Genomic DNA, 23,398 nt, shown 5'->3' on the forward strand with positions numbered 1-23,398 from the left:
CTCTATTTGCTGGGAAGTTAAATGATTTTTTGCTGGCATTATTCCATTTTTTGACTGAATTCGGCTTTTTATTATACCCTATTTAAATGCTGAACAGCTTAACTGCAACTCATTGGAGGTTGCCATGTCTGTGAAAACTCTAGAAATTTTAGAACAAATCAAGTTTCTAAATGTCAACGAAACTGCTCAACTAGTAAAGCAGATTGAAGCAACTTTCAATGTTGATATTTTCATACCGAAGCTCATTCAAATTGATAAACGAGATGAAGATGAGGTTCAATTACAAGTTCAGACAGAATTTGATGTGTTATTGGTATCGGTTCCAGCAGAGAAAAAGATTGCCTTACTCAAGGTCATTCGGACGGTGACTGGACTGGGATTGAAGGAAGCAAAAGACTTTGTGGACTCTCTTCCTAAAGTCGTGCAGACAGGATTGGATCAAGAAGCTGCCCAAATCCTCAAGCAACAGTTAGAGGAAACAGGAGCGATCGTTTCTTTGACATAAAACGGTGCAATTAAAGATTTCCTCTTTGCGTCTTTGCGTGAGATTCTTTTTTAAACGAACCGCAAAGGCGCAAAGGACACGAAGAGAAGAAAAGAGATAGAGGATTTCACAAGTGAATTAGGACAGATATATAGAAATTCAAATTTATTAATTGGCAGTTGTTGCCGCGCCCCGATCGCAGAAGCTTACATAACTCTGAATAAGTTATACACTATGCTTCTACAACTTGCGCGGTGAATTTATCGCCCCGTGTGCAACATCTGCCTCCTCATTTATCACAACTGGAGGAGGTTATTATGAATACAGCAGAACGCGATTTACGCTTGGAAATGCTCAATAGTTTGCTCACAACTCCTCACCGCAAACTTGAGCAAGTCGCAGAAATTCATAAGTTAATTGTTGAATTAGATCCCCTGTTCTACGGACACCTAGCGGTTTGGTATCAGCGTTATGGTGATGTCCGCGATCATAAGGAAGTATTTATTGCTCACCTGTTAACTAGCAATCTAACTGAACACCGAGATGCTGGATTTATGATGCTGCAAGAGTTTCCGCCCTATCAGGTGGCTCGTGTAGTGGACTTTATGAAGCAGCAGCAAAATAAACTACCTCGTTCGGCGCGGACTGCGGTGCGGCGTTACCTGAAAGCACGGGAAAGCAATCCAGCATTGTTTGATCGGGCGGCGCTGCGGGGTCGAAAGGCGATGAAGCACTTGTATGCTTCGCTACACATCAAGCCAAATGAACGAGCAAATGCGATTCTCTTCCGCGATACTCCGCCAGAGGGTTCTTTAGCAAATGTGCTGAAGCAGCTTGCTAAGGCGGAAAGTGCCCCAGAACAAGCACAGCTAATTGTGGAATTCAATATTCCCTATGCGATCGCAATTGGTGCAATCAAGCAACTCACACCTGTTGTTTTGGTGGCGTTAATCAACAGTATGACTCCCCAAGAAGTGATCAACAACCTCAAGTCTCTCCAGGCGAGAGGTGCAATGGATCACCCAGAAGTCAAAAAGCTGATTGACTCCAAGCTGGAGGAAGCATCTAAGAGTGGGCGTGTGTCAGCTTTCAAAGCACAGATTGCCGCAGATTTAGACGCAGACACCCTTGCTAAACTGGAAAAAGTGACCAACGAGCAGGTAAAGCGGCGTGGTGCGATCGCTCGTCCTACTGCTTTACTGGTGGATAAGTCTGGTTCAATGGAAAATGCGATCGCAGTTGGTAAGCAACTTGCTGCCCTCATCTCTGGTATCACCCAGGCAGATTTGTATGTCTACGCCTTCGATACTATTCCTTATGCTGTCACCGCCAAGGGCAAGGAGTTAAGCGACTGGGAGCGTGCTTTCCAGCACATCAATGCAGGTGGTGGTACTAGTATCGGTTGTGCATTGGAAGCAATGCGCAAGAAAAAGCAGGTAGTTGACCAGATCATTATAGTGACTGATGAAGGTGAAAATGCTACACCTTACTTCAGTGAAGTCTACAAGACTTACTGCCGAGAATTGGCGGTAATCCCCAATGTAGTGATTGTCCGTGTAGGTACTCATTACAACTGGCTGGAGAGTCAACTGAAGCAGCAGCAAGCACCTGTAGATACGTTTACCTTTGCGGGTGACTACTACAGCTTGCCGAATCTTGTCCCACTGCTAACGCGCCCCTCTCGCCTGGATTTGCTGATGGAGATTATGGATCTGCCTTTGCCGGTGCGCGACGATAAGTAAGGTTAGAATACGGCATTGCTCATCAGATTTAATAATGAGCAATGCTAATTCAGCAGATAACACTTCAAATGAAAAGGTTAATTATGTTTTTATGAATGAATAGAAATCATTTTAATGCTTTGAGTGCGATGAATTGATCTTTCTAGTTTTTCATTAGTAATAAATTCCGTTGCTCCTACAAATATAGCGGACGCAATATGTAAAGCGTCCATTGCCCCACTCCAAATTTACTTGCTTCTTCATAAGCTGTTGCAATAATTGAATTGATATCCTTTGCCCAATAGGAAACTTCATCAAAGAATGCTTCGTAAAATTTAAATTCGCTTTTTTGTTGATTGTAAATTGCTTTCGGTAATACTTCTAATTTGAGAAAAATACTAGAAGCAAATTCTCGGTTTTCATCCTCTAAAATTTGTAAAGCTTTCTCAGCCATATCCCCTTGAGAACGAGCAGCGTAAATTAAGCTGTTCCACATTTAAAGCGCATAAAATAGCAATAAGATAAATTTCCGTGTGTGCATCATGCCAGTCAAAGGATTTCTCAAAACAGAACAGAGAGAAAACTTACAAAAAGTAGTGAAAGAGAGCGATTGTGCATTAGTAAGAGAAAGAGCATTAATGTTGCTGCTGATGAACGATGGAAAGAAATACAGAGAAATTAGTGAGTTTCTCGGATGCGGACTGAGAACAGTAATATATTGGTGTGTGCATGGAGACCCAAATAATATAGAAAGCCTTAAAGATAAACGGCAGAAAGGAAATAATTTAAAAGCTACGGATGAGTACGTTCAATTATTAATGGAAACAATTGAAAAACCACCAACAGAGTTAGGATATGAGTTTGGGAGATGGACGGCAGCAAGATTAGCAACTTACCTGGGAGAAAAAACAGGAATAAAATTAAGTGGAGAACAAGTAAGGAGGATACTACTTAAAAAAAAGTACGTTTACCTCTGGGCTAAGTATAGCTTAGAAGATAAGCAAGACCCAACTAAAAGAGCAGCATTTAAGCAGAAGTTAGAAGGATATCTAGAAGTGTCCAAATCAGAACCAGCAAAGCTTCAGGTCTGGTTTTGGGATGAATCAGGTTTCAGTTTAAGAGTAATTCGACGGAAAAATTGGAGCCAAAAAGGTCAAAGAAAAAAAGTTACAGGACAACGTAGCAGTGGCAAAGTCAATCTTATGGGAGCAGTAAGATTTAATGACCGTAAAAGAATGTGTTTTTTTGTAGAGAAAGGAAACGGTGAAATTTTTTATCAACAATTACAACAATTATATGAACAAATAAAGCAAGAATGGATAGAGCAGGGTAACGCATCGGAAGACTTTCCTGAAAAAGGTACAAAGATTCTCATTGTTTTAGATAATGCTAGCTATCATAAAAAGAAAATAATCTTAGCTGAAATTGAAACAAATTTACCAAATATTCAACTGTATTTTCTACCGCCCTATAATCCCGATTATAATCTCATCGAGTTAGTGTGGCACTCAGCCAAGGAATATATTGCTCATAGATTATTCCAATCAGTTGAGCAATTAAAGAATCTATTAGACCGCTTACTAAATCAAGGCGAATTAATTATTAAATGGCATCGTCGAGTGAAAAACAAAGGTAATGCTGTTACAGCAACTTAAATGTGGAACAGCTTAAAACACCAGCATCAATGAAAGTACGAATCATATCAGGTCTTCTCCACAGCCACCTCGACGTTCTGCTTTTTTTCTATCTGCTTCTTCAGCCGTTAACAAAGGAAGACCAGAATCAATAATTTCTTGACGAATTTGTCTTAATTTTTTACCTAACTTAGAGCCAGATTTTAGCTGCTGCTTTTGACGTTCGAGTGAATCAATAAATGCTAAAACTTTTTCTTGCTCATCTGCATTTAAAGCTGGCAATTTCTCCAGTATTTGTTCGATGCTCATATTGATTATTACTCTGATTATCAACAATAGGAATACATTTATATTGTACTTCCCAAGATTTGATTTGCATCAACAGTAAATCAACGACCAAAATATATTTTGGAAAATAGCAAATTTTAATTGTAGTATAATGTAATATATTTCTTGCGTGCCCCAACTCGTGGAGCCTACATACTAGTACGAGAGGAAAAGTAACACTGTCAAAACCAGTGGGCGTGTGTGAACGGGGAGTGCGAAGAACCTGGAAAGTGGGCTTAGAAGTAGCCATCTTTGAAAGAGTGTGTAACAACTCACCAGCGGAGTCCCCCTAGTAACTGAGAACACGCAATGCTCCACCAACTTGCACGCAATTAATTCGTAATTCGTAATTCGTAATTCGTAATTAGTCCTTTCATCAGGAACTTATCAAATTATTTCCTCTCTGCGTCCTCTGCGTACTCTGCGGTTAAAAAATAAGAAATATAACCACAGAGGCGCAGAGAACACAGAGGTAAGAAGTTACAGAGGAATTCCTGATGCCAAATTATTACTTAGCTTTGCATCCTATAAATTAGGATTATTTATGTCTGACATCCGTAAGCTAATCAACCAAATTGCTGAAGCAGAAGCACAGTTGTCTGCTACCCAATTTATCGCGCCTTGTGTCAAAGGTGGACGAGTTCGCACAAAGGTAGCTGGGATGGTTTACACCTTCACACCAAAGCCGCGTCAATTTGAAGGTTGGGGTATATTTCAGCCTGTGGATGCAAAGACAGCAACGGTTGTGGAATCAGCAGATTTACCCCAAATAGCAGAATACTTGCAACACTTTCCCCAAATTCGGCTGCGGTTAGCATACCAATTGCGGGGACAAACTTGGTTAGCATATCCTGTGAATGAAGTAGATATGCGTCAACGGTTGCAGGTGGTAAAACCGATCGCAGTCCATTTAGTAACTGAGGGTGTCGCTTTTGAGCAAATCATTACCCGTTGTCATGGACAATCCTGCTGGTTTGAAGAAATCGATCGCCGTACCGATCCAATAATTGCGGAAACTCTGCAATCTGCGATTCAGCAATTAACCCCATCTGCAAAATTGCAATTCAAGGGGATGACTCCAGAAATGCGGACAGTGTATGAATTAGCCACTGAGCGAATTGAGGGCTTTCAACCCCAACAAGATGAAAAACGACTGCGCAAAGCCTTACAGCAAGGCGGTGGTGAATTAAGCCAATTCCAAGATCATGGTGATTACTGGACGGTGAATTGGCGAACTGCTGATGGTATTCGCCATACAAGTGCGATCGCTAAAATTGACTTGACAGTGATTAGTTCTGGTATTTGTCTGAGTGGACGCGATCGCGATTTTGATTTGCAATCCTTAGTGGGTGTGATGGAACAACAGGAATGGTAAGGATTATGTCCATATTTTTTCACGAACAGCTTTACCGCAGCAATACTGTGATGAAAAAGCTGAAGGATTATCCTGTCACCATTTGTGGGGCTGGTGCATTAGGAGCTAACATTGCAGAAAACTTGGCTCGGTCTGGTTTTGATAAACTGACAGTGATTGATTGCGATCGCATTGAAGAGCGTAATCTTTCAACTCAGCCTTACTACCGTTCAGATGTGGGCGCATTTAAGGCGAAAATTTTGGCAAATAATCTATATCGCGCCATTGGTACTAAAATTGATGGCAAAACAAAGGAGTTAACACCAGCAAATACCAGTCAACTCCTCAAAGATAGCCAGCTAATTATCGACGCTTTTGATAACAGTATCGCCCGTCAAGCAGTCAAGGATTATGCGGAGAAATTCAATATACCTTGTCTTCATGCTGGGCTTTCAGCCGATTATGCAGAAGTGATTTGGAATGACGTTTATCGCGTTCCTTCTGATGTCAATGATGATATCTGTGATTATCCCTTAGCGCGAAACTTGGTAATGTTAACCGTTGCGGTGGCGTGTGAAGCGGTGATTTCCTTCATTGCGATCGCACAACAGCGAAATTTTACCATTACCCTCAAGGATATGACAGTTCAACCCCTCGTTTTGTAGCGACTGTTTGATTTAATACTCTTTCCTGTAAATAGACCACGCGGTAGGGGCACGGCACCAGTAATATTATTGTATGTACCAGAAGATTGTGGATGCCGTGCCCCTACTTTCTTCTCTCTGCGTCCTTGGCGTACTTGGCGGTTCATTAAAAAAAATAACCTTGATGACAAAGTTTCAAGCTTAACTGAACCCTATTATTTTATACAGTCAAGCGATCGCATCGGGTTGCAATTCGATTGTATCGCGTGACAATTCAATTGCATTCGGAAACAATTCAATTGCATCGGGTGACAATGCGATTGCATCCGGAAACAATTCGATCGCATCGGGTTGCAATTCGATTGTATCCGGAAACAATTCAATTGCATTGCGTGAAAATGCGACCGCATTGCTTTGCAAAATTAACCCCTAACCAGCAGCTAAATTACCCCAACCAACATAAGGTAACTTCGCCGCAGTCGCCCGAACTTTCTCAGCATTAGCTACCAACTGACCGCAAGCATCCCAAGTCCCAGCAGTGAAAGTGCTTCTCGTACCTTTGTTGATAGTTACTGAGGTAGTGTAATCTCCAATTTGGACTTGCAAAGTTTCCAAATTTACAGTGACAGATGCTTGAGGATTGGCGGTTACTAATTCTTGGAGCTTTTTGACAGTCGCACTATCAGCCGTTACACAAGGTATCCCCATCGCCACGCAGTTACCGAAAAAGATTTCCGCGAAGCTTTCACCAATTAAAGCTTTAATTCCCCATTTAGCAAGTGCTTGAGGTGCGTGTTCCCGTGATGAACCGCAGCCAAAGTTGCGGTTAACTATGAGAATATTCGCCCCTTGGTATTGTGCTTGATCGAAGGGATGCTCACCTTTAAGTGCAGTGCGATCATCAATAAATGCGCCTTCGCCTAACCCATCAAAGGTGATGGCTTTTAAGTAACGCGCTGGAATAATGCGATCGGTATCTATATCATTACCTACCAAAGGTACGCCGCGCCCTGCGACTGTTTTCACTTCACTAACCATAAATTTTACCCATCACCTCAAAGGATTATTTACAACCGCAGAGAAAGACAGTCCCAATGAAAACATTTCATAATCATGTATAAAAATGGACATTGGTAAACCGTCAACAGTCAACAGTCAACCGTCAACAGTCAACAGTCAACCATCAACAGTCAACAGTCAACCGTCAACCGTCAACAAATCCCTTACATCAGAGACTTCACCTTTAATCGCCGCCGTCGCCACCATTGCCGGACTCATTAGCAATGTCCGCCCAGAAGCTGAACCTTGTCGCCCTTTAAAGTTGCGGTTGGAGGAGGAAGCGCTGATTTGTCTTCCCTGTAGTTTGTCTGGGTTCATGGCTAAACACATAGAACATCCTGGTTCGCGCCATTCAAAGCCGGCTGCTTGGAAGATTTTGTCTAATCCTTCGGCTTCGGCTTCTTTTTTAACTCTTTCCGAACCAGGAACTACAAAAGCTTTGACTCCCTCTGCTACCTGGCGACCTTGGGCAATTTTCGCCGCTTCCCGCAAATCGCTGATTCTCCCGTTGGTGCAGCTACCAATAAAGCAGACATCAACTTTTGTGCCTTTGATAGGTTGACCGGGAAATAAATCCATGTAGCTGTAGGCTTCTTCAGCGATAAATCGGTCTTCTTCCAGTAATTCCTCTGGCTTGGGAATCAATTGGTTAACACCGATACCTTGACCGGGGGTAATTCCCCAGGTAACTGTCGGCGGAATTTCCCCAGCGTCAAATACGACAACATCATCGTATTCAGCATCAGCATCACTCTTGATGGATTCCCACCAAGCCACTGCTTGATCCCAATCTGCGTCTTTGGGTGCGAAATCTCTCCCTTTGAGGTAATCGTAGGTGACTTGATCGGGGTTGACGTAGCCACAACGCGCCCCGCCTTCGATGGCCATATTGCAGACAGTCATCCTTTCTTCCATGTTCATTTGCTCAAAGGTTGTACCTGCGTACTCGTAGGCGTAACCTACACCACCTTTAACGCCGAGGGTGCGGATGATATGCAAAATCACATCTTTGGCGTAAACACCGGGGTTGAGAGTGCCATTAACTTCGATTTTGCGGACTTTTAATTTAGACAGGGCGAGGGTTTGGGAAGCGAGAACATCGCGTACTTGACTAGTACCGATACCAAATGCGATCGCCCCAAATGCGCCATGACTGGAAGTGTGGCTATCACCGCAAGCGATCGTCATTCCTGGCTGGGTAAGTCCTTGTTCTGGCGCGATGACGTGAACAATACCTTGACTACCAGAACCGATATTATAAAATGTGATGCCATTTTCTTGACAGTTCTGCTCTAGCGCCTGAATCATTTCCTCTGCCATCGTATCGACAAAAGGACGCGCTTGATTCTCTGTAGGTACAATATGATCCACCGTGGCGATCGTGCGCTGGGGAAACAGTACTTTTAAACCCCGTTCCCGTAGCATAGCAAAGGCCTGGGGACTGGTGACTTCATGGATAAGGTGAAGTCCGATGAATAGCTGCGTTAGCCCTGATGGAAGCGTGCCGACGGTGTGTAAGTCCCAAACTTTATCGAACAATGTGCCTTTGCTCATACATCTATTCGTTAATTTAACGAGTGAGAGTTTTTATAGTATCAAAAAAGCTATGTCTTTGGGCATTGGGCAGAGACGCGATTGATCGCGTCTGTACAATTGTCTCCCTTCTGCCTTTCCCTCTCAACTACTTAAACGCTTAATAACTTGCGATAAATGTTCAATAAACTCTTCATCAGTCCAGTAACCATCATGGCTTTGAGGATTCCACGATTGCCAAAGATTTCCGGAATCAATCTCTATATCTTTATCTACTACTAAATCATAAGAAGGCGATAAAGGTTTTAAGGGCCAGCCTAAAACATCATCTTTATCGTAATAATTAAACCATTTAAAATCAGGATTTGGTTTAGAAATTGCCACAATATCTGCAAATCCTGCCACAAATAAGGGGATATTACAGCCAGTGGTAAATAAATAGCGGAGATATTTCAACTTCAAAAAATCTTCTTGCTCTGGAGGAAATACAGGATAATCGGGGCTACCTTTCTGCCAAATGCCTTTATTTTTCTGGCTATCCCAAAGATAATTAGAGATAACTTGGCAACCTAATGAATGAGCCAAAATAATGATAGGGACATCGTTTGTAGAGAATTGATTTCTGGCTATTTTTAAGGAATAAATAATCGATTTTTGAATTTTTTTGTATACACTACCATCATCTGTAGCTCGATGTTCTAAGGCAGATGCATCGCTAAACCCAAATAACATAAATTTGCGCAAATCTTGCCAAGATAGAGGCGCACTTTGACGCATCTTTTCCCAAACGTTATATTGGTACTCTTGCAAATCAGAATGATAGTAAATCGGTTCTAAATGAACTGTAGCCCAAATATCTTTGCCTAAAGCTTTTTCTAGAGATTGTTTGAGAATATGGTAATAGTCTTTCTCCGTTTCTCCCATGCCATGTATGGTGAGAAATACTAATTTTTTAGCCATAGGGAAATTTTGGCAGCGTGTGAGTTTGGTTAGTTTATCAGGAGTTTAGGTAATAGAGGATGTGGGGTGATGGGTCGATTAGGATTAATTTTATTGTTAACTTAACTGAAGCGATAGTAATAACTGTTGGAAATGCACCGCTAAGTGCGCCAAGTACGCCAAGGTAGGATAAAAGTATGGGTAAGTTGGTGATGCGTACTCTAGGGAAAGTATTGCAGATTTTATTTCTGTAAAATAAAAATCAAAAAGTAGCAGAAATTTGGATTATGATGCAATCCACAGCAAAACAAACTGCACGTAGAGGGTGAATTTTTCCAGAACGGACTTTATCGCCAGAGTAACTTGCTAGGCGTAAAGCTGAAGATGAAGCTTTTTATGAGCGTATTTTTTAACGAACCGCATTCGACGTACTCCAAAGGAGAACTCGCAGAGTAGTCGTTCCCACAGGGTAGGCGCAAAGGAAGCGAAGGTAAGAGGATTAAAGGGGTAAGTCGCGTAGGTAGTAAAAGTGATCGCCTTTTCTATCTTCTCCTTTAACTCGTCCTAAATAGCCTGTTAAGGGCGATGATAGTTCAATCAGGATTTCGTGCATTTCTTGTGGTTTTAATGGCTGTGGTGGATGCGATCCAAAATAAGCACCATGTAAAGCATCGACACCAGCAGCGTCTACACCTGAGTTTTGCAAATAATTTTTGACAAGCTGGATGATGTGCGATCGCAACTTAATCTGTTTTTCAGCTTTTTCAATATATTCATCAATTTTATAGTCAATCTGCCCAGGTTCTAAGTATTGCTGCAATTCTATTAAATTAATTGCACTTGGATATTTGGCTTTGAATTCAACTAGTTTTTGTAAAGTCATGACATTGATAATACTGATTTTAGATATTGCGGCAGATTCTTTGAGGTTTTTTGTGGGTTGACCTGGGCCAATAATCAACCGCACCGCTTGCAGATAATTTTCTTTAAGATGTCTTTTACCAATCCTATCTAATTCTTCTACTGCGCGATCGGGAATGCTTTTACCTGCTTTACATTCACAAACAAGAGGATAAGGTTTTGAGCAAAATAAATCTAAGCCACCTGCACCACCTTTGTAGTTTTCCTCAACCTTAAATCCTAAAAAATCCAGGCTACGGCGGGCGATATTTTCAAAGTCTGTACCAGCTTGATAGTTACTTTTACCCTCGTCTTTTTCAAGACTGCGATCGCCTAATGCTGCAATATCCTTTATCCAAGCTAAATCTGGATCGGATTGCTTAATTAGTTTGTTACTACTCCAACCTAAAAATACTTTGATATCATCATCTAATTGTTTAGCAGTTGCATTAGTCATGCTAAATAAGGCTAATGAACTCTGCAATTGTTCCAATTCAGGATACTGGGTTGGTTCTAAATTTTCTAACTGGCGTTTGCGCTGGGCGAAAGTGCGATCGCTTAATATAGGTTCTACTTCCGAAGCATTTAAGGAATGACGTAAAGGTACAAACTGACGATGTTTGGCTCGTACCGATATCTCAATTGGATGGAGAAATAAATAGATGCGTAGGTAGGCTAGAAAAATATAAGGTCGTTGCCCAAGTTCATATTGCAATGCTTCTTTCGTCCAGATTGTTAACTGGGATAAAACATCGAAAGACTCAGCAGTGTAAATTTTGCATCCTTCACATCTAGCCCAAGCTCTAATCAAAATATTGTTAGGGTCTAGTTTCTCTAAAGTTCCTCTAGCAAACATAGAAAAACTTGGGCAATAGTATTGCTGAAATAATTGGAAGTTCATCGAGTCATCGACTGGATAGAGAGCAAATTGTCGCCCTAGATTAATGAATTTACCAGGTATTACAGCAATCATCCGCCCTTGTACTAAGGATTCAATATCAGAGGCTGGTAAACACATTGCTGTATCTAATAACACCGATTCGCTCATCTTTAATTAAACAATTCACTCAAATCGTCAGAATCATCTGTTTCATGCACAATTAATGGGTTAAGAAAGTCGTTTAATAATTCTTCCCCTTCAATAGTATCTTCATCAATCTGTCCAGATGGATCGCTGAGAATTTCTAACAACAAAGGATTATTAGCAGTTAGGGGCTTTGCAAAATCAAAAATTTGTTCTTCTGTTAATTGATAGCTATTGCGTTTTTGATACACAGAATATATATCAATGAGTGGACGAACTTCTTCTAGTTTTAGATCAACATGTTCTCCACCTAATTCTTCAACCAACTTCTTGAGATGACCGTAAGAATCCCAATTCTTGTGAATCTTTTTTTCTTTGATTTTAGAACGGACTAAACATCCTCGTGTGATATCAAAGGTTTTATATTCAATTAAACGCCACATGCCTGCCCCTACGGCTTTTCCATGCGAGTATTGCAGCACAGCGACGCCAATTTTGAAAACCTTATCTTTCTCTTTGCCAATTACTTTAAAATTAATCCAACCTTGATTTTTTGATTTTGGCTCTATGTCAACAACATCTTCAATTGTGACTTCTTGTAATTTCTCACCTGTTGAAGTTTCACCATTTAATGTCTGACCTTTTAAAGCCTCAAAACAAAAGCGTAAAGCATGATTAATTAGATCATTATCCTCTATTATATTTAGACGTGTTAATTTACTTTCTCTATCTAATACTAGCTGGAAACGTTCTAGTGGTTCTACTGGTAGTGTGTCTTCTTCTACATTAAAATTATCTGCACACCATTTCAATGCTTCTCTGACAGTTAATCCGTTTTTACCATATTTTCTCACTTCACTCTCTTGAAATGGATAGAGTGGATTATGCGGTATCAAATTTCTTATTTCGTAAAAATTTTGTAGCCAAAGGGTGACTAGTTGAACCATAGAATCAGCACCCAGGGTTTTTAAATTTATAGCTTTACGTTGTGTATATTTTGAAACTCTATCTGGCGTGCCTCCAGGCATTAAATTTACTTTATTTGTCCATGTATCAGGCAGCATAACTGTGAGAATAACGACACCTCGGCCTAGTTCAGACTGTTCGAGAGTATCATGCAAACGTTTTACTAAATCAGCAATTACCTGCGGAGTTGTTAATCCATCATCATTACAATTATTTTCTACGTCAATCTCATCAAAACAAATGATTACTGGTTGATAATAACTTACCAAATTTAGAATTTCTTGAATAATTTTAAGAGCTTCAGCTTCTCTATCTTGATTAGTTTTTTGAGGATTGGGTAATCCCATAGCATCGGCATTAGAGTTTGCTAATTCTTCCCCAGATAACCATTTGATTGCAAAAGTTGCTCTAGTTTCTGAAAGTGTCCACAAAATAGCCCTGACAATATAAGGATCTGCATTTGGTTTTGCTCTAAGAACTTCTTTCGTTAGCCTATCCATTAAATTTTTGTTTCTAGCTAACCAACTTGCATATACTTTGTCAAATCGTTCTAGAAGTTCTTGTGGTGAAAGACTCGGAGCATCAGCATTAATAGCTTTAAATCCTTCGTTTGCCATTGCAGCTGCTACTTCTTGCCACTGCATAACCTCTTGGCTACCAGTTTTGCTGAGACTATCTGTCAAAGTTTGTTGGAATTGGTATTTAACCAAATTTAAATCAGTGTAGTTATTCACACCTGCATAAACGAATAAAGCCCCACCATCGCGTTCCAAACGATGACGAATGCGACTGAGGAGGTGAGTTTTACCTACACCTTGTGCAGCTGTTATGGCAATTGATGTTACTTTGTCATAACTAGACTGACTTGTACTTACTAATTCAATCGCCTGAAATACTGCATCAGAAGCATGAGCATTAAGAGAAGGAACATCAGGGAATCCCTTCCCCCAGATATCTTGTTCTTTGACTATTCCCGCATTGATAAATGGATTGTGACTTTTGATAGCGGCATTGAGAACTTCTAACGGAGAAACTGTTGAACTATCCATAGTGATTATGTTTGAGGTAAGGAGCTACACAGGGAATTTAGAATGATTTAGGAATTTAAAAGCTTTGTATAGTAGCGCAATCCACCACCAGGAATTGTTATCGAGTCATCACGCTTATCAGGTGTGATATCTGGCATTTCTCCAGCCATTAGCTGAAAAATATCGTTAGCCTGCATTTCCAAAAGCCACGTATTGAAATTTTCACGACTAACACGATTAGCTATTTCTCTTCTAATACGATAAATTGGTACCAAATCATTGAGGTTGTAGTTTTGGTTCAATTTTTCGTAGGTTTCCAAGACAACTGGCTTAAATTCGTCGTAAGAAATGATCGTATTTGTACTTTTTAATGATACAGATGTACTATCTAGTGCCACATCTATCTGACTAATCCATTTCACCAACGCATTCGCAGCCCAAGTACCAACAATTGTCCCTTCAAATTTAAAATCGCTATCTTTCAAACCCTCACCCAATACCTCTAAACCCTTGGGAGAAGCTAAAGAGTATCCCTTTTTAGAAATAGCGATCGCTCCTTGTTTCTGCAATTCTTCAAAGATTCCCTGATATTCTGCTACCTTCTTGCCTTTAGGTACAATTCTCTTGGTAAGTAGTCCTTTTGTTACCTCTTGCTGTGTTCCTCCCAAATCCCATAAAGCCAGTAGCAAGCGAGTTTTAGTTAAATTATTTTTCTTTACAGTCATTATCTGTAGCCTATTTAACTTACTTTAATAATGATAGTTTTATTTTTTTTACATTGACTACTTAAGAATAATCAAAAATTTGCCTAAAAAATGAGAGTTATGTCCGAATTATGAATAATAAATTAGCACAGGAGAATTTTAAGTAAAAATACTTAGTGCTTTATGATTTAAAATCTTAGATTTTTAGACTTTTAATAGCTTATAGGTTGTGAGTACTAGAAAATCTGTGTGCTAAATAATAGCGATCGCGTCCCTCTCCCAAAAGCTACTAGGTTAAATTTCAACATATTACTTAAGGATGAATGCGGTTTCTTTCAAAGGCAAGATGGAATACTTGCAAAACTGCATCAATATACATAACAGTGACACGCTTTACTTGTGCTGTTGTGAATGAGCCAATATTTTTTCTATATCTGGAAAAATCCTGGAAATTCTGATTCTGTATTTTGCAACAGCACGGCTTTAGCAAATGCAGGTAAAAAAAACGATGAACACAACATACGGAAAGCGTACATTTGTTTCGCGTCTGCTGGCTATTTGTCTGTCAGCATTGTTAATAGTACCCGTGCTAACTAGCTGCGGAGGCTCCCGAACTGCTAATGTCCCACCACCAGTTGATGATACGGTTGGTAGAACAGTGAGCGATCGCAACATCACAAACCAACCCGAAGCTAAGAAGGGGCTGGGTACAGGACAAAAAGTAGCAATTTTGGCCGGAGCCGCAGCGCTTTACTACCTCTACAACAGACATCAGAACGCGCAACAAGAAGGGCCTCAAGGTAAATATTACCTTTCTAAAAACGGGCGTGTATACTACCGCGATGCTCAACACCGCGCTCATTGGGTAACTCCACCACCAGAAGGAATTCGCGTCCCTGAATCGGAAGCGCAAAGATACCGCGACTTTCAAGGTTATAACGGGCGCTCTACAGGTAGAGATTTAACTGGTATCTCTGCAACTGAAGCTCCAGCATTGTAAATCAGTTAAACCTGTGTGTCATGCAAGCAACTTGAGAGAATAACGCCTGTCACGCAGGTGAAACCACAATATTCACAAAGGAGACAGATCGTGGTAGATGATTTTTTCCGCAGAGCGAGGGATTTGTTCTTAGGAAACAAAAACAATCAAGCTGAAGACGAATACCGCGATCGCGATGTCCGTCCAGCCAGTGAAGACCCCTATGGTGATCCCGCAGACCAAGACGTTTACGGAAACGCTATCCCCGCTAGTCAAGACCCCTACGGCGACCCCGCAGACGTTTACGGGAACGCTATCCCCGCTAGTCAAGACCCCTATGGTGATCCGGGAGACTATTACGGGAACGCTATCCCCGCTAGCCAAGACCCTTACGGCGACCCCGCAGACCAGAACATTTACGGTGATGTCCGTCCAGCTAGCGAAGATCCATACGGCGATCCCGCCGATGAAGAATACCGCCGTTAAAGCTAACTAGGATTGTTGAGGCTTCGATAACTTGGTAGATAGCATAAAAGGCAGTAGGATTGAAAACTACTGCCTTTTTTTTAAAGAAACTCGGCATTTGCGAATAAGCAAATAGTTCTCTTGCTTACCCGATATACCGCCCACAGGCTAGAAGCCTGGGGCTATTATTACCAAGCCTGCCTTTGCAGGCTTTGTTCAATTAGCCGCACCCTTCTAGGGTAGCGGCGAGATTGCGGGATCAGCAACTTTACTAAACCGTGAAATTTCTCCGAATTTGTTGATTAAACGCTCACAGCCGCTAAAATTTCTTGCGCTCGGTCAATATTTTGACGTACAGATTGGGCAGAAATATGCAAAGCAGCTTTTTCTTCGTCGGTGATATTTAATTCCAATACGCTCTCAATTCCACCGCAACTCAAGCGACAGGGAACGCCGATGAAGACATCATTTAAGCCGTATTCACCTTGCAGATAAGCGGCTACAGGTAACAATCGCGACTGATTAAGCAATATCGATTCCACCATGACGCTAACAGCAGAAGCGGGAGCAAAAAAAGCACCGCCTGTCTGCATTAATTCGACAATTTCCGCCCCACCATTGCGGGTTCTTTCTACTAAGCGTTCAATGGTGGATGTATCTAATAATTCTGTAATTGGGATGCCGTTGACGTTAGCATAACGCGGTAAGGGAACCATTAAATCGCCATGACTACCCAATACCATCGCTTTAACATCGGCGGGTAAAACTCCTAATTCTAAAGCAATAAAAGCTTCAAATCTGGCTGAGTCTAACACGCCAGCCATACCCATGACGCGATCGCGTGGTAATCCGCTAGCTTGCCAAGCTAAATAAGTCATCACATCTAAAGGATTGGTGACAACGATTAAAATTGCATTGGGAGAATGTGCGATCGCATTTTTGGCTGCTTCCACCACAATCTTGGCATTGGTTTTGAGTAAATCATCTCTACTCATACCGGGTTTGCGGGGAATACCTGCGGTAATCACGACAATTTCCGAACCCGATGTATCAACGTAATCATTAGTACCGATAATTTGACGATTATGGATTTCAATTCCCCTAGCTTCCATCAAATCCAGCGCCAAGCCTTGAGGCATACCTTTGACGATATCTAGCAATACTACATCTGCTAGGTTTTTTTCAGCAATTCTTTGGGCTAGGGTACTACCAACTCTACCAGCACCAATAACAGTCACGCGGGGTAAATGACATACAGCCGGAGATTCAAGATAAGAAGACATATATATAAGCGACTAAATAGTCGGAGATAGTATTCCACCACCTACCTCAACGATAGATGAGTGGTTTGGTTGATAAATTATGATGAGTTTGTTTTCAGCACAAAAGATGTTTTCCAACAAAGGACAAAAGTCCTGATTCATAGGGTTATAACTTTTTTATCAGCACAAAGGTGCTTTAAAATCCAGGACTGAAGTCCCAATTACTAGTTCGATCAACCCCAGACTAAAAATTAGTCTGAGGGGAGAGAATTATTTAAATTCTTCTAGTTGATCTACACGTAACCAAATGTTGGGTGTTGGAACTTGGCCAAATTTCACCAAGGCGTAATCACCTTTGAGATCAACAATTTCGCCTTTGCTGTCAAACAAGTAGTTAGGAAAGCGAGTATCGCTAGCTTTTGCTTCTAAGCTGTTTTCCAGCTTTTCGCGAACAGCGCGAACCATATCACCTTTTTTGATTGGCATGAGTTCCCCTCTCGATTTTATAAATCCTTTTATACAGGATCTTAGCTCGTGCCAATACATAAAGGCTAAAAGCTGGCATTGGTATCTGTGAATATTAAGGTTTAACTTTCCAATGTATTACGAAACGTAAATAAGGCGGTACATCAATATATTCTAGAGGGCATGGCAGTGCCATGCCCCTACTAATGTTGACATTCAGGGCAAAAGTGGCTCGAACGACCTCCTAACCTGATGCGCTGTATCACATTGCCACAGACGCGGCAAGGTTCTCCCGTGCGATTGTATACCAGAGCTACACCGCCATAGTTACCATTAATACCCTTAACATTGAGGAAATTACTAAAAGTTGTGCCGCCAGCCGCAATACTCGCCTCTAATACTTGAATAATGGCAGTGCGTAAAAGTTCGATTTGCGATCGCTCTAAATTTGTACAAAGAGTTTCGGGTAAAATCCCACTTTTAAAAAGTGCTTCATCAGCGTAGATATTACCCAATCCCGCCACCACCGATTGATCTAATAAAGCAGTCTTAATCGGACGGCGGCGATTTTTCAGCTTTTGCGCCAAGTAATCAACTGTAAACTCTGGGGAAAACGGATCTACCGCCAGTTTAGCTAAACCTGTCATTGCAGTTTCCACAGGTACGTTTGGCGGAACCCACCACATTTGCCCAAAGGTACGCTGATCGACAAAGCGCAATTCTTGTTGATCCCCAAAGAATAATCGCACCCGCGTATGCTTGTGTAATGGCTCATCTCGATGCAGCCACAGTAATTGCCCAGTCATCCGCAAATGTGCCCCCAGGTAGCCTGTATGGGACTGTGAAGAAGGGGGTGACGAGGAGAGAAGTCTGAGCGCCGGCTTCCGGCGATCAGAACTTCGGAGGGACAAGGGAGATAATTCGGCTAGGAGATACTTTCCGCGACGATGCCAAGTAGAAATAGTATTTCCTTTAATTCCATGAGTAAACTCGCCAACAGAAAACGGGTAGGCAATGGTGCGATCGAGCAACACATCTCCACCCGTGATTTCTTGATTCAGGGTCAATTGATTTAGTCCCCTGCGTACTGTTTCAACTTCAGGCAGTTCAGGCATTCAAGCTGATTAAGCAAGCAAATTGCTGTTTGAGGATAGAGGATAACAGAGTAGGAGGTAGCGAAAACCTCCAAAATTCCAATGGTTAGTTTGTAACCTGGGAATCCTACTCTATCATCCCACGAAAAAATCCCCTGATAGCTCAATTGCTTACTTTTTAGCTTTTGCGGCTGGGGGTGCAACCTCTTTTAATTCATCTGGGGAAAAGTTATTGGTGTTAACACCTGCGTAATTTACGTTGTCAAACCGGACAATCACTGAATACTTGATACCGCTTTGGTCAACAGAAGCTACGGTACCGACATCTTGATACCAGTAGGATTCTGGGCGGAGAATACGTACTTTAGAACCACGTTGAACCATGAGTTTTTTCCCTTTTAGTTATCAATTGCCAATAATTACGGCTAATTGATTTCACTCTACAACTAGAAGGACGCAGCCAGAAGCTTTGTTAAGTTATTTTTCTTGGTTGTCAGTTGTCGGTTGTCATTTCCCCCCCCATGCCCAATGCCCAATGCCCCATGCCCAATAATTAAAAAAGTGTGAAATCCTTCTTGACAAAAATCTGACAATAGTTTAATTTCGTGTCGTTCGCAGATAACACTTCAAGAAAACCTCATACTTTATTCAGTACAAACACACTACCTTCGTTCCCTCTACCGATCCGCAGATCGTTATCTAAATAAGTGATATCTAACCATCCTTGTTGGTTATCACTGTTAATCGCAGTATCAATCGCTGTGAATTTGTTACCAGATTCAATTTGTTGGATAAAATTTTCTGGCGAATTGTAACCTAATAACCGTTGCCAACCAATGATACTTCGATTAAATTTGACTTGGACACGACGACCTGAGACTGGCTCAAATTTGGCAGCAACACTGACCAAACCTTCTAAAAAAGGTAAGCCATAAATCTCGGCTATATTATAAACGCTAGTATTTTCTACGCGAATATACTGATAAATTTGTCCCAGTTTACAAAAAGGTAATCGATCCAGATTTAATAGAGCTTTGCTTGTGGTATATATTAATCGCCAGTTACCATCTAGCAATTCAGGAGCTTCTACAGGACGTGGTGTGGGGTTGAAGTCTTCTAAAGTGGCGATCGCTGCTAAGATAGCTTGTTTCTGTTGGTCACCAGCAAGTAAACCGCGATTAGTGCCTGCGATCGCATCTAAGAGAGCCGATTTTCCCAGCATCGCCTATTACCTCAAAAATAATCAGGATGAAATCAGTATCAAACATATAAAAATATTGAATGTATTCGGTCTCCCCAGATCGTGAATAATGTTCCGTCATCTGTCATAAGGTAATTAAATAAATGTCTTTTGATAGATTACGGATTAATCAACTCTTGAGTTGAATTAATAACTAAATTAACTCATATCCAGTGATAGACTCTTATTGTCTAGCTACTTGACTTCCTCGGTTTCAAATACCATATGTTGAACTCTCCATTACGTGAAGAACCCCGCAATCAGCGAGCTGCTGTGATTCCATTAAAACAAGAGACTTCTCTTTTAGACTGGTTACAAGCCAGCGGTCGGATTATCGCGAGAGACGTTCACGAACCTGATTTTCTCGAAGATGAAGAAGAAATATCAGAGTTTCTCGGTGGAGAAGATGGTATTGGTGATTACGATCTTGATGACGACGATGATGTAAGTATTACCGATGACTAGCCTGATTATGGCTGAGAAATTTGTGGCTTATATTGTCACTATTGTTCAGCTTTGTAAGTGTGGAGTGAAGGGAAATTTCCGTGGACGCTAAAATATCTCCTGACCAAGGGTTAAACTTTTCTGGAATCGGTATCGCTTCTTGTTTGGCTATCGGGCTAGGCGGAGCAGCACTGATTTTAGATTCAATGGCTAATAGGTTGCCTTGGCAGGGTATGTCTTTAACCCTGCCCCTATTATTGTGTGCACTAATAACAGCAGCCTTGGGCTTCTGGGTGATACCGCTGCTACAGGCACTCAAAACTGGGCAAATTATCCGTGAAGATGGCCCCCAAGCCCATCTCAAAAAAGCAGGTACACCCACAATGGGGGGAATATTCTTTATTCCTGTTGCGGTAGTAGCTGCTTGTGTATTGTCTAATTTTGCTAAGGAAGTAGTAGCTGTTTCTGCATTGACACTCAGTTACGGGTTTATTGGCTGGTTAGACGATTGGCAAATTTTACGTCGCAAGTCCAATAAGGGTATATCTCCTCGCACCAAACTAGCTTTGCAGATTGGTTTTGCAGTTTTGTTTTGTGTGTGGCTGATGTTCAATCAACCTGCTGGAATCACAAATATTGCTTTACCCTTGGTTAGTGTTTCCATTCCCTTAGGATTTCTCTTTTGGCCTTTAGCAGGCTTTGCTTTAGTGGCAGAAAGTAATGCAACTAACCTGACTGATGGTATTGACGGTTTAGCAGGTGGAACTGTTGCGATCGCACTTTTAGCACTTGCTGCTGTAGTTGCACCCACCGCACCAGGACTAATGGTTTTCTGTGCTGCATTAAGCGGCGCTTGTTTAGGTTTCTTAGCCCATAACCGCAACCCAGCCCGTGTTTTTATGGGAGATACCGGTTCCCTGGCTTTAGGGGGCGCTCTAGCGGCTGTAGCATTGCTAACTAACAGTTTGGTGGTACTGTTTATTCTCAGTGGTATCTTCTTCGTCGAAACCCTCTCTGTAATGGCGCAAGTAAGTTACTACAAAGCCACCAAAGGCCCCGATGGTAAAGGTAAGCGACTTTTCAAAATGGCACCTTTACACCATCACCTAGAACTCACTGGTTGGTCAGAATTGCAAGTGGTCGCAGTATTTTATTTAATCGCCGCAATCTTAGCTACAATCACGATGGCGATCGCTTAATTCGCAACTTGTTTAACAAAATCATTTGAAATAAAAATCACCCATCCCCACATCACAGTGGGGTTTTTTGTTTTGGGGCATTGGGCATTGGGCATTGGGCATTGGGCATTGAGAATTATTTATTTCTCTCTGTCGCCCAGTCTTATTTTCCCCCCTGCTCACTGCTCCTCAGCCTCATCCCCCTTATCCCCTCATATGGCTGACTAAATGAACTAGTTCTGGCAAAATTAACTTTTCCATCCCTAAGCGAACTGCATTACTGGAACCAGGGAGGGAGAAGATTAATTGATTTTGGTAAACGCCAGCAACTGCGCGAGATGCGATCGCTCGCGAACCGATTTCCTGATAACTGAGAAACCGAAACAATTCTCCAAATCCGGGTAAGGTTTTCTCTAATAATTTCTCAATGGCATCATAGGTGGTATCTCTGGGTGCAATACCTGTGCCACCATTGAAAATCATCACATCCAAATTTGTAGTTTCACCCAGCAGTTTTATCTGTGCTTGAATCTGTGCTGGCTCATCTTTGATAATTTTGTGAGCTAATACAGCATGATTGGCAGCTAAAATTAATTCTTTAATTAACTGACCACTTTTATCTGTTTCTAAAGAACGTGTATCGCTAACAGTGACAACAGCACAATTTACCGCGATTCTTACCGAATCTGGATGAGGTTGTTGGGTCATAAATTTAAGTTTTGCAGGGGAAGTTATTAGTCCTTAGTCTTTAGTTAATGACTAATGTATGGGCGGGTTCACAGATATCCTCAAATATCCATAACGATTTCGCATAAACCCGCCCCTACTAATTACTAATTAAGATTTACTCAATCCTAGACCGTTTTCTTCAGCGTAACGCTCCATGAAGCGCATAAAGCGATCCCATTCTTCAACAGATTTCATTAGGTATATTGCTTCTAATGCTTCTGGCTTACCGTTAACAAATCTAGCCTTCACTTCACGGGTAACGATCTCGCCTTCTTCGTCAATCAAATACATCCCGGTGATATCTTCGGTAGTGGTTTGAGCTAAAGCTTTGGGATTAACAAAAATAAATGTTGCAGTACTACTGTCACCACTACGCGATCGCGTTAAGCGGACATCAGGTACTACATCTTCGTCTATACCTCTAGAAAATTGGATTTTCGCCATGATGAGTGAACTTAAAGTTTTGTAATGATTAATATATTATTCTCTCATCATTTGCGAACCAAGCAATCTTTGCGATTACGGAGATTCTTGCATTACGGATCAATACTTAACTAGCTTCTCTTTCCAGTATCAAAGTTACTGGGCCATCATTTTCAATGCTAACTTCCATCATCGCCCCAAATTCACCAGTTTCCACTTTTAATCCACTGGTACGTAACTTTGTAACAAATCTTTCATATAAATCTTGAGCTAAGGAGGGAACAGCCGAACGATCAAAGGAAGGACGGCGACCTTTGCGACAATCACCATAAAGCGTAAACTGGCTAACTACCAATAATTCTCCACCAATTTCTTGGACAGATTTTTGCCAACGGTCTCCTCCTTCTTCATTTGGAAACAACCGCAATTCCAAACATTTACGCACCATCCAGTCGAGTTCAACATCCGTATCACTATCAGCAATCCCTACAAGTAAGTTGAGTCCCCGACCAATTTTGCCGATAATTTCTCCATTAATAGTAACTTGAGATGATTTAACTCTTTGGATAATAACGCGCATGAAAGATAAAAATTATAAAAATTTTGTTGAGAAAATATTATTCTAATCTCGAATTATTTATTTTTTACCACAGAGAACACAGCGAAAAGTCTGAGCATCGGCTTCCATCCATCAGAACTTTTCAAGCTAGAGACGCAGAGAAAAAATAAAGTTTCTAATTTAGATTACAAGGCTTATTTATAACTGACATGTTGATATAAAAATATTTAATTTTTATCTTAA

At 41.2% G+C, this 23,398-nt stretch carries 26 protein-coding genes and 1 other annotated feature; of the genes, 10 read left to right on the forward strand and 16 right to left on the reverse strand.

Going from position 1 to position 23,398, the window contains the following annotated elements; all coding sequences use genetic code 11:
* Window positions 1-124: 124 nt before the first annotated feature.
* Window positions 125-505, forward strand: a complete 381-nt coding sequence (rplL, locus tag H6G41_RS28240; protein ID WP_190750852.1) for a 50S ribosomal protein L7/L12 — start codon at window positions 125-127, stop codon at window positions 503-505.
* Between the two features lie 296 nt (window positions 506-801).
* Window positions 802-2,226, forward strand: coding sequence for a VWA domain-containing protein (locus H6G41_RS28245; RefSeq protein ID WP_190750854.1), 1,425 nt, complete (start codon window positions 802-804; stop codon window positions 2,224-2,226).
* A gap of 175 nt (window positions 2,227-2,401) precedes the next feature.
* Here the strand turns inward: H6G41_RS28245 and H6G41_RS28250 are convergent, their stop codons facing one another.
* The gene (locus tag H6G41_RS28250; protein WP_242038080.1) at window positions 2,402-2,701 is read right to left on the reverse strand and encodes a hypothetical protein; all 300 of its coding nucleotides are present in this window, start codon (window positions 2,699-2,701) and stop codon (window positions 2,402-2,404) included.
* A 46-nt stretch (window positions 2,702-2,747) separates the two neighbouring features.
* Between H6G41_RS28250 and H6G41_RS28255 the strand changes: the two genes are divergently transcribed.
* On the forward strand, window positions 2,748-3,860 hold the full coding sequence (locus H6G41_RS28255; RefSeq protein WP_190750856.1) for an IS630 family transposase: 1,113 nt from the start codon (window positions 2,748-2,750) through the stop codon (window positions 3,858-3,860).
* Window positions 3,861-3,902: 42 nt separating this feature from the next.
* Here the strand turns inward: H6G41_RS28255 and H6G41_RS28260 are convergent, their stop codons facing one another.
* Window positions 3,903-4,148 carry a hypothetical protein gene (locus H6G41_RS28260; protein WP_190750858.1) on the reverse strand — a complete coding sequence of 82 codons (246 nt, stop codon included), beginning with the start codon at window positions 4,146-4,148 and terminating at the stop codon, window positions 3,903-3,905.
* A 241-nt stretch (window positions 4,149-4,389) separates the two neighbouring features.
* Window positions 4,390-4,445: a sequence feature (23S ribosomal RNA rRNA prediction is too short), on the forward strand.
* A gap of 265 nt (window positions 4,446-4,710) precedes the next feature.
* On the opposite strand from H6G41_RS28260, the gene H6G41_RS28265 reads away from it, so the two are divergent.
* The 3 genes from H6G41_RS28265 to H6G41_RS36270 all read left to right on the forward strand — a co-directional run bounded on the left by H6G41_RS28265 (window position 4,711) and on the right by H6G41_RS36270 (window position 6,597).
* The gene (locus tag H6G41_RS28265; protein ID WP_190750860.1) at window positions 4,711-5,541 is read left to right on the forward strand and encodes a hypothetical protein; all 831 of its coding nucleotides are present in this window, start codon (window positions 4,711-4,713) and stop codon (window positions 5,539-5,541) included.
* Window positions 5,542-5,546: 5 nt separating this feature from the next.
* Complete coding sequence (locus H6G41_RS28270) at window positions 5,547-6,185, forward strand: ThiF family adenylyltransferase (RefSeq protein ID WP_190750862.1); 639 nt, start codon at window positions 5,547-5,549, stop codon at window positions 6,183-6,185.
* A 235-nt stretch (window positions 6,186-6,420) separates the two neighbouring features.
* A complete protein-coding gene (locus H6G41_RS36270; RefSeq protein WP_374939447.1) occupies window positions 6,421-6,597 on the forward strand; it encodes a hypothetical protein in 177 nt (58 codons plus the stop codon).
* Here the strand turns inward: H6G41_RS36270 and leuD are convergent.
* The 6 genes from leuD to H6G41_RS28305 form a co-directional block, all read right to left on the reverse strand.
* Window positions 6,594-7,202: a 3-isopropylmalate dehydratase small subunit gene (gene leuD, locus H6G41_RS28280; protein ID WP_190750864.1), complete on the reverse strand. Its 609-nt coding sequence runs from the start codon at window positions 7,200-7,202 to the stop codon at window positions 6,594-6,596. The genes H6G41_RS36270 and leuD overlap by 4 nt on opposite strands.
* A 159-nt stretch (window positions 7,203-7,361) precedes the next feature.
* Entirely contained in the window at window positions 7,362-8,777 is a 1,416-nt protein-coding gene (gene leuC / locus H6G41_RS28285) for a 3-isopropylmalate dehydratase large subunit (RefSeq protein ID WP_190750866.1), read from the reverse strand.
* Between the two features lie 123 nt (window positions 8,778-8,900).
* Complete coding sequence (locus H6G41_RS28290; protein WP_190750868.1) at window positions 8,901-9,716, reverse strand: hypothetical protein; 816 nt, start codon at window positions 9,714-9,716, stop codon at window positions 8,901-8,903.
* Between the two features lie 478 nt (window positions 9,717-10,194).
* Entirely contained in the window at window positions 10,195-11,643 is a 1,449-nt protein-coding gene (locus H6G41_RS28295; protein ID WP_190750870.1) for a DUF1802 family protein, read from the reverse strand.
* 2 nt (window positions 11,644-11,645) lie between these two features.
* Window positions 11,646-13,634 (reverse strand): P-loop NTPase fold protein, encoded by a 1,989-nt coding sequence (locus H6G41_RS28300; RefSeq protein ID WP_190750872.1) that lies wholly within the window; start codon window positions 13,632-13,634, stop codon window positions 11,646-11,648.
* A gap of 47 nt (window positions 13,635-13,681) precedes the next feature.
* Window positions 13,682-14,338 (reverse strand): hypothetical protein, encoded by a 657-nt coding sequence (locus H6G41_RS28305; RefSeq protein ID WP_190750874.1) that lies wholly within the window; start codon window positions 14,336-14,338, stop codon window positions 13,682-13,684.
* A 487-nt stretch (window positions 14,339-14,825) separates the two neighbouring features.
* On the opposite strand from H6G41_RS28305, the gene H6G41_RS28310 reads away from it, so the two are divergent.
* Both H6G41_RS28310 and H6G41_RS28315 read left to right on the forward strand, forming a co-directional pair.
* A complete protein-coding gene (locus H6G41_RS28310) occupies window positions 14,826-15,317 on the forward strand; it encodes a hypothetical protein (protein ID WP_190750876.1) in 492 nt (163 codons plus the stop codon).
* 90 nt (window positions 15,318-15,407) lie between these two features.
* Window positions 15,408-15,782 (forward strand): translation initiation factor, encoded by a 375-nt coding sequence (locus H6G41_RS28315; RefSeq protein WP_190750878.1) that lies wholly within the window; start codon window positions 15,408-15,410, stop codon window positions 15,780-15,782.
* A 281-nt stretch (window positions 15,783-16,063) separates the two neighbouring features.
* Here H6G41_RS28315 and mdh read toward each other — a convergent pair whose 3' ends face one another.
* The 5 genes from mdh to H6G41_RS28340 all read right to left on the reverse strand — a co-directional run bounded on the left by mdh (window position 16,064) and on the right by H6G41_RS28340 (window position 19,804).
* The gene (mdh, locus tag H6G41_RS28320) at window positions 16,064-17,044 is read right to left on the reverse strand and encodes a malate dehydrogenase (protein ID WP_190750880.1); all 981 of its coding nucleotides are present in this window, start codon (window positions 17,042-17,044) and stop codon (window positions 16,064-16,066) included.
* Window positions 17,045-17,293: 249 nt separating this feature from the next.
* A complete protein-coding gene (locus tag H6G41_RS28325; RefSeq protein WP_096644372.1) occupies window positions 17,294-17,509 on the reverse strand; it encodes an NAD(P)H-quinone oxidoreductase subunit O in 216 nt (71 codons plus the stop codon).
* Between the two features lie 182 nt (window positions 17,510-17,691).
* The gene (locus tag H6G41_RS28330; protein WP_190750882.1) at window positions 17,692-18,603 is read right to left on the reverse strand and encodes a DNA-formamidopyrimidine glycosylase; all 912 of its coding nucleotides are present in this window, start codon (window positions 18,601-18,603) and stop codon (window positions 17,692-17,694) included.
* Between the two features lie 150 nt (window positions 18,604-18,753).
* Window positions 18,754-18,966, reverse strand: a complete 213-nt coding sequence (locus H6G41_RS28335) for a photosystem I reaction center subunit IV (protein ID WP_190750884.1) — start codon at window positions 18,964-18,966, stop codon at window positions 18,754-18,756.
* A gap of 253 nt (window positions 18,967-19,219) precedes the next feature.
* Window positions 19,220-19,804: a PAP/fibrillin family protein gene (locus tag H6G41_RS28340; protein ID WP_190750886.1), complete on the reverse strand. Its 585-nt coding sequence runs from the start codon at window positions 19,802-19,804 to the stop codon at window positions 19,220-19,222.
* Window positions 19,805-20,047: 243 nt separating this feature from the next.
* Here H6G41_RS28340 and H6G41_RS28345 point away from each other — a divergent pair, with 243 nt between their 5' ends.
* Both H6G41_RS28345 and mraY read left to right on the forward strand, forming a co-directional pair.
* Complete coding sequence (locus H6G41_RS28345) at window positions 20,048-20,287, forward strand: DUF3134 domain-containing protein (protein WP_190750888.1); 240 nt, start codon at window positions 20,048-20,050, stop codon at window positions 20,285-20,287.
* A gap of 80 nt (window positions 20,288-20,367) precedes the next feature.
* Window positions 20,368-21,465, forward strand: a complete 1,098-nt coding sequence (gene mraY / locus H6G41_RS28350; protein ID WP_190750890.1) for a phospho-N-acetylmuramoyl-pentapeptide-transferase — start codon at window positions 20,368-20,370, stop codon at window positions 21,463-21,465.
* 183 nt (window positions 21,466-21,648) lie between these two features.
* On the opposite strand, the gene H6G41_RS28355 is transcribed toward mraY, so the two are convergent.
* From H6G41_RS28355 to dtd, 3 genes are all read right to left on the reverse strand, one after another.
* On the reverse strand, window positions 21,649-22,152 hold the full coding sequence (locus H6G41_RS28355; protein ID WP_190750892.1) for a molybdenum cofactor biosynthesis protein B: 504 nt from the start codon (window positions 22,150-22,152) through the stop codon (window positions 21,649-21,651).
* A 129-nt stretch (window positions 22,153-22,281) separates the two neighbouring features.
* Window positions 22,282-22,617: a photosystem II reaction center protein Psb28 gene (gene psb28 / locus H6G41_RS28360; protein ID WP_190750894.1), complete on the reverse strand. Its 336-nt coding sequence runs from the start codon at window positions 22,615-22,617 to the stop codon at window positions 22,282-22,284.
* Between the two features lie 106 nt (window positions 22,618-22,723).
* Entirely contained in the window at window positions 22,724-23,176 is a 453-nt protein-coding gene (gene dtd, locus H6G41_RS28365; RefSeq protein WP_190750896.1) for a D-aminoacyl-tRNA deacylase, read from the reverse strand.
* Window positions 23,177-23,398: the final 222 nt, after the last annotated feature.

This window comes from Tolypothrix sp. FACHB-123 (genome assembly GCF_014697075.1).
Taxonomy (GTDB): Bacteria; Cyanobacteriota; Cyanobacteriia; order Cyanobacteriales; family Nostocaceae; genus Aulosira.

What these genes read in the sequence shown, in the direction of transcription:
- H6G41_RS28295 (WP_190750870.1), bottom strand. Translation starts at nt 11,643, where the DNA reads ATGAGCGAATCGGTGTTATTAGATACAGCAATGTGTTTACCAGCCTCT.
- H6G41_RS28255 (WP_190750856.1), top strand. Translation starts at nt 2,748, where the DNA reads ATGCCAGTCAAAGGATTTCTCAAAACAGAACAGAGAGAAAACTTACAA.
- H6G41_RS28325 (WP_096644372.1), bottom strand. Translation starts at nt 17,509, where the DNA reads ATGCCAATCAAAAAAGGTGATATGGTTCGCGCTGTTCGCGAAAAGCTG.
- H6G41_RS28300 (WP_190750872.1), bottom strand. Translation starts at nt 13,634, where the DNA reads ATGGATAGTTCAACAGTTTCTCCGTTAGAAGTTCTCAATGCCGCTATC.
- psb28 (WP_190750894.1), bottom strand. Translation starts at nt 22,617, where the DNA reads ATGGCGAAAATCCAATTTTCTAGAGGTATAGACGAAGATGTAGTACCT.
- dtd (WP_190750896.1), bottom strand. Translation starts at nt 23,176, where the DNA reads ATGCGCGTTATTATCCAAAGAGTTAAATCATCTCAAGTTACTATTAAT.
- H6G41_RS28305 (WP_190750874.1), bottom strand. Translation starts at nt 14,338, where the DNA reads ATGACTGTAAAGAAAAATAATTTAACTAAAACTCGCTTGCTACTGGCT.
- H6G41_RS28345 (WP_190750888.1), top strand. Translation starts at nt 20,048, where the DNA reads ATGTTGAACTCTCCATTACGTGAAGAACCCCGCAATCAGCGAGCTGCT.
- mdh (WP_190750880.1), bottom strand. Translation starts at nt 17,044, where the DNA reads ATGTCTTCTTATCTTGAATCTCCGGCTGTATGTCATTTACCCCGCGTG.
- H6G41_RS28335 (WP_190750884.1), bottom strand. Translation starts at nt 18,966, where the DNA reads ATGGTTCAACGTGGTTCTAAAGTACGTATTCTCCGCCCAGAATCCTAC.
- H6G41_RS28330 (WP_190750882.1), bottom strand. Translation starts at nt 18,603, where the DNA reads ATGCCTGAACTGCCTGAAGTTGAAACAGTACGCAGGGGACTAAATCAA.
- H6G41_RS28355 (WP_190750892.1), bottom strand. Translation starts at nt 22,152, where the DNA reads ATGACCCAACAACCTCATCCAGATTCGGTAAGAATCGCGGTAAATTGT.
- leuD (WP_190750864.1), bottom strand. Translation starts at nt 7,202, where the DNA reads ATGGTTAGTGAAGTGAAAACAGTCGCAGGGCGCGGCGTACCTTTGGTA.
- H6G41_RS28245 (WP_190750854.1), top strand. Translation starts at nt 802, where the DNA reads ATGAATACAGCAGAACGCGATTTACGCTTGGAAATGCTCAATAGTTTG.
- H6G41_RS28265 (WP_190750860.1), top strand. Translation starts at nt 4,711, where the DNA reads ATGTCTGACATCCGTAAGCTAATCAACCAAATTGCTGAAGCAGAAGCA.
- rplL (WP_190750852.1), top strand. Translation starts at nt 125, where the DNA reads ATGTCTGTGAAAACTCTAGAAATTTTAGAACAAATCAAGTTTCTAAAT.
- H6G41_RS28250 (WP_242038080.1), bottom strand. Translation starts at nt 2,701, where the DNA reads ATGTGGAACAGCTTAATTTACGCTGCTCGTTCTCAAGGGGATATGGCT.
- leuC (WP_190750866.1), bottom strand. Translation starts at nt 8,777, where the DNA reads ATGAGCAAAGGCACATTGTTCGATAAAGTTTGGGACTTACACACCGTC.
- H6G41_RS28340 (WP_190750886.1), bottom strand. Translation starts at nt 19,804, where the DNA reads ATGCTGGGAAAATCGGCTCTCTTAGATGCGATCGCAGGCACTAATCGC.
- H6G41_RS28290 (WP_190750868.1), bottom strand. Translation starts at nt 9,716, where the DNA reads ATGGCTAAAAAATTAGTATTTCTCACCATACATGGCATGGGAGAAACG.
- H6G41_RS28260 (WP_190750858.1), bottom strand. Translation starts at nt 4,148, where the DNA reads ATGAGCATCGAACAAATACTGGAGAAATTGCCAGCTTTAAATGCAGAT.
- H6G41_RS28270 (WP_190750862.1), top strand. Translation starts at nt 5,547, where the DNA reads ATGTCCATATTTTTTCACGAACAGCTTTACCGCAGCAATACTGTGATG.
- H6G41_RS28310 (WP_190750876.1), top strand. Translation starts at nt 14,826, where the DNA reads ATGAACACAACATACGGAAAGCGTACATTTGTTTCGCGTCTGCTGGCT.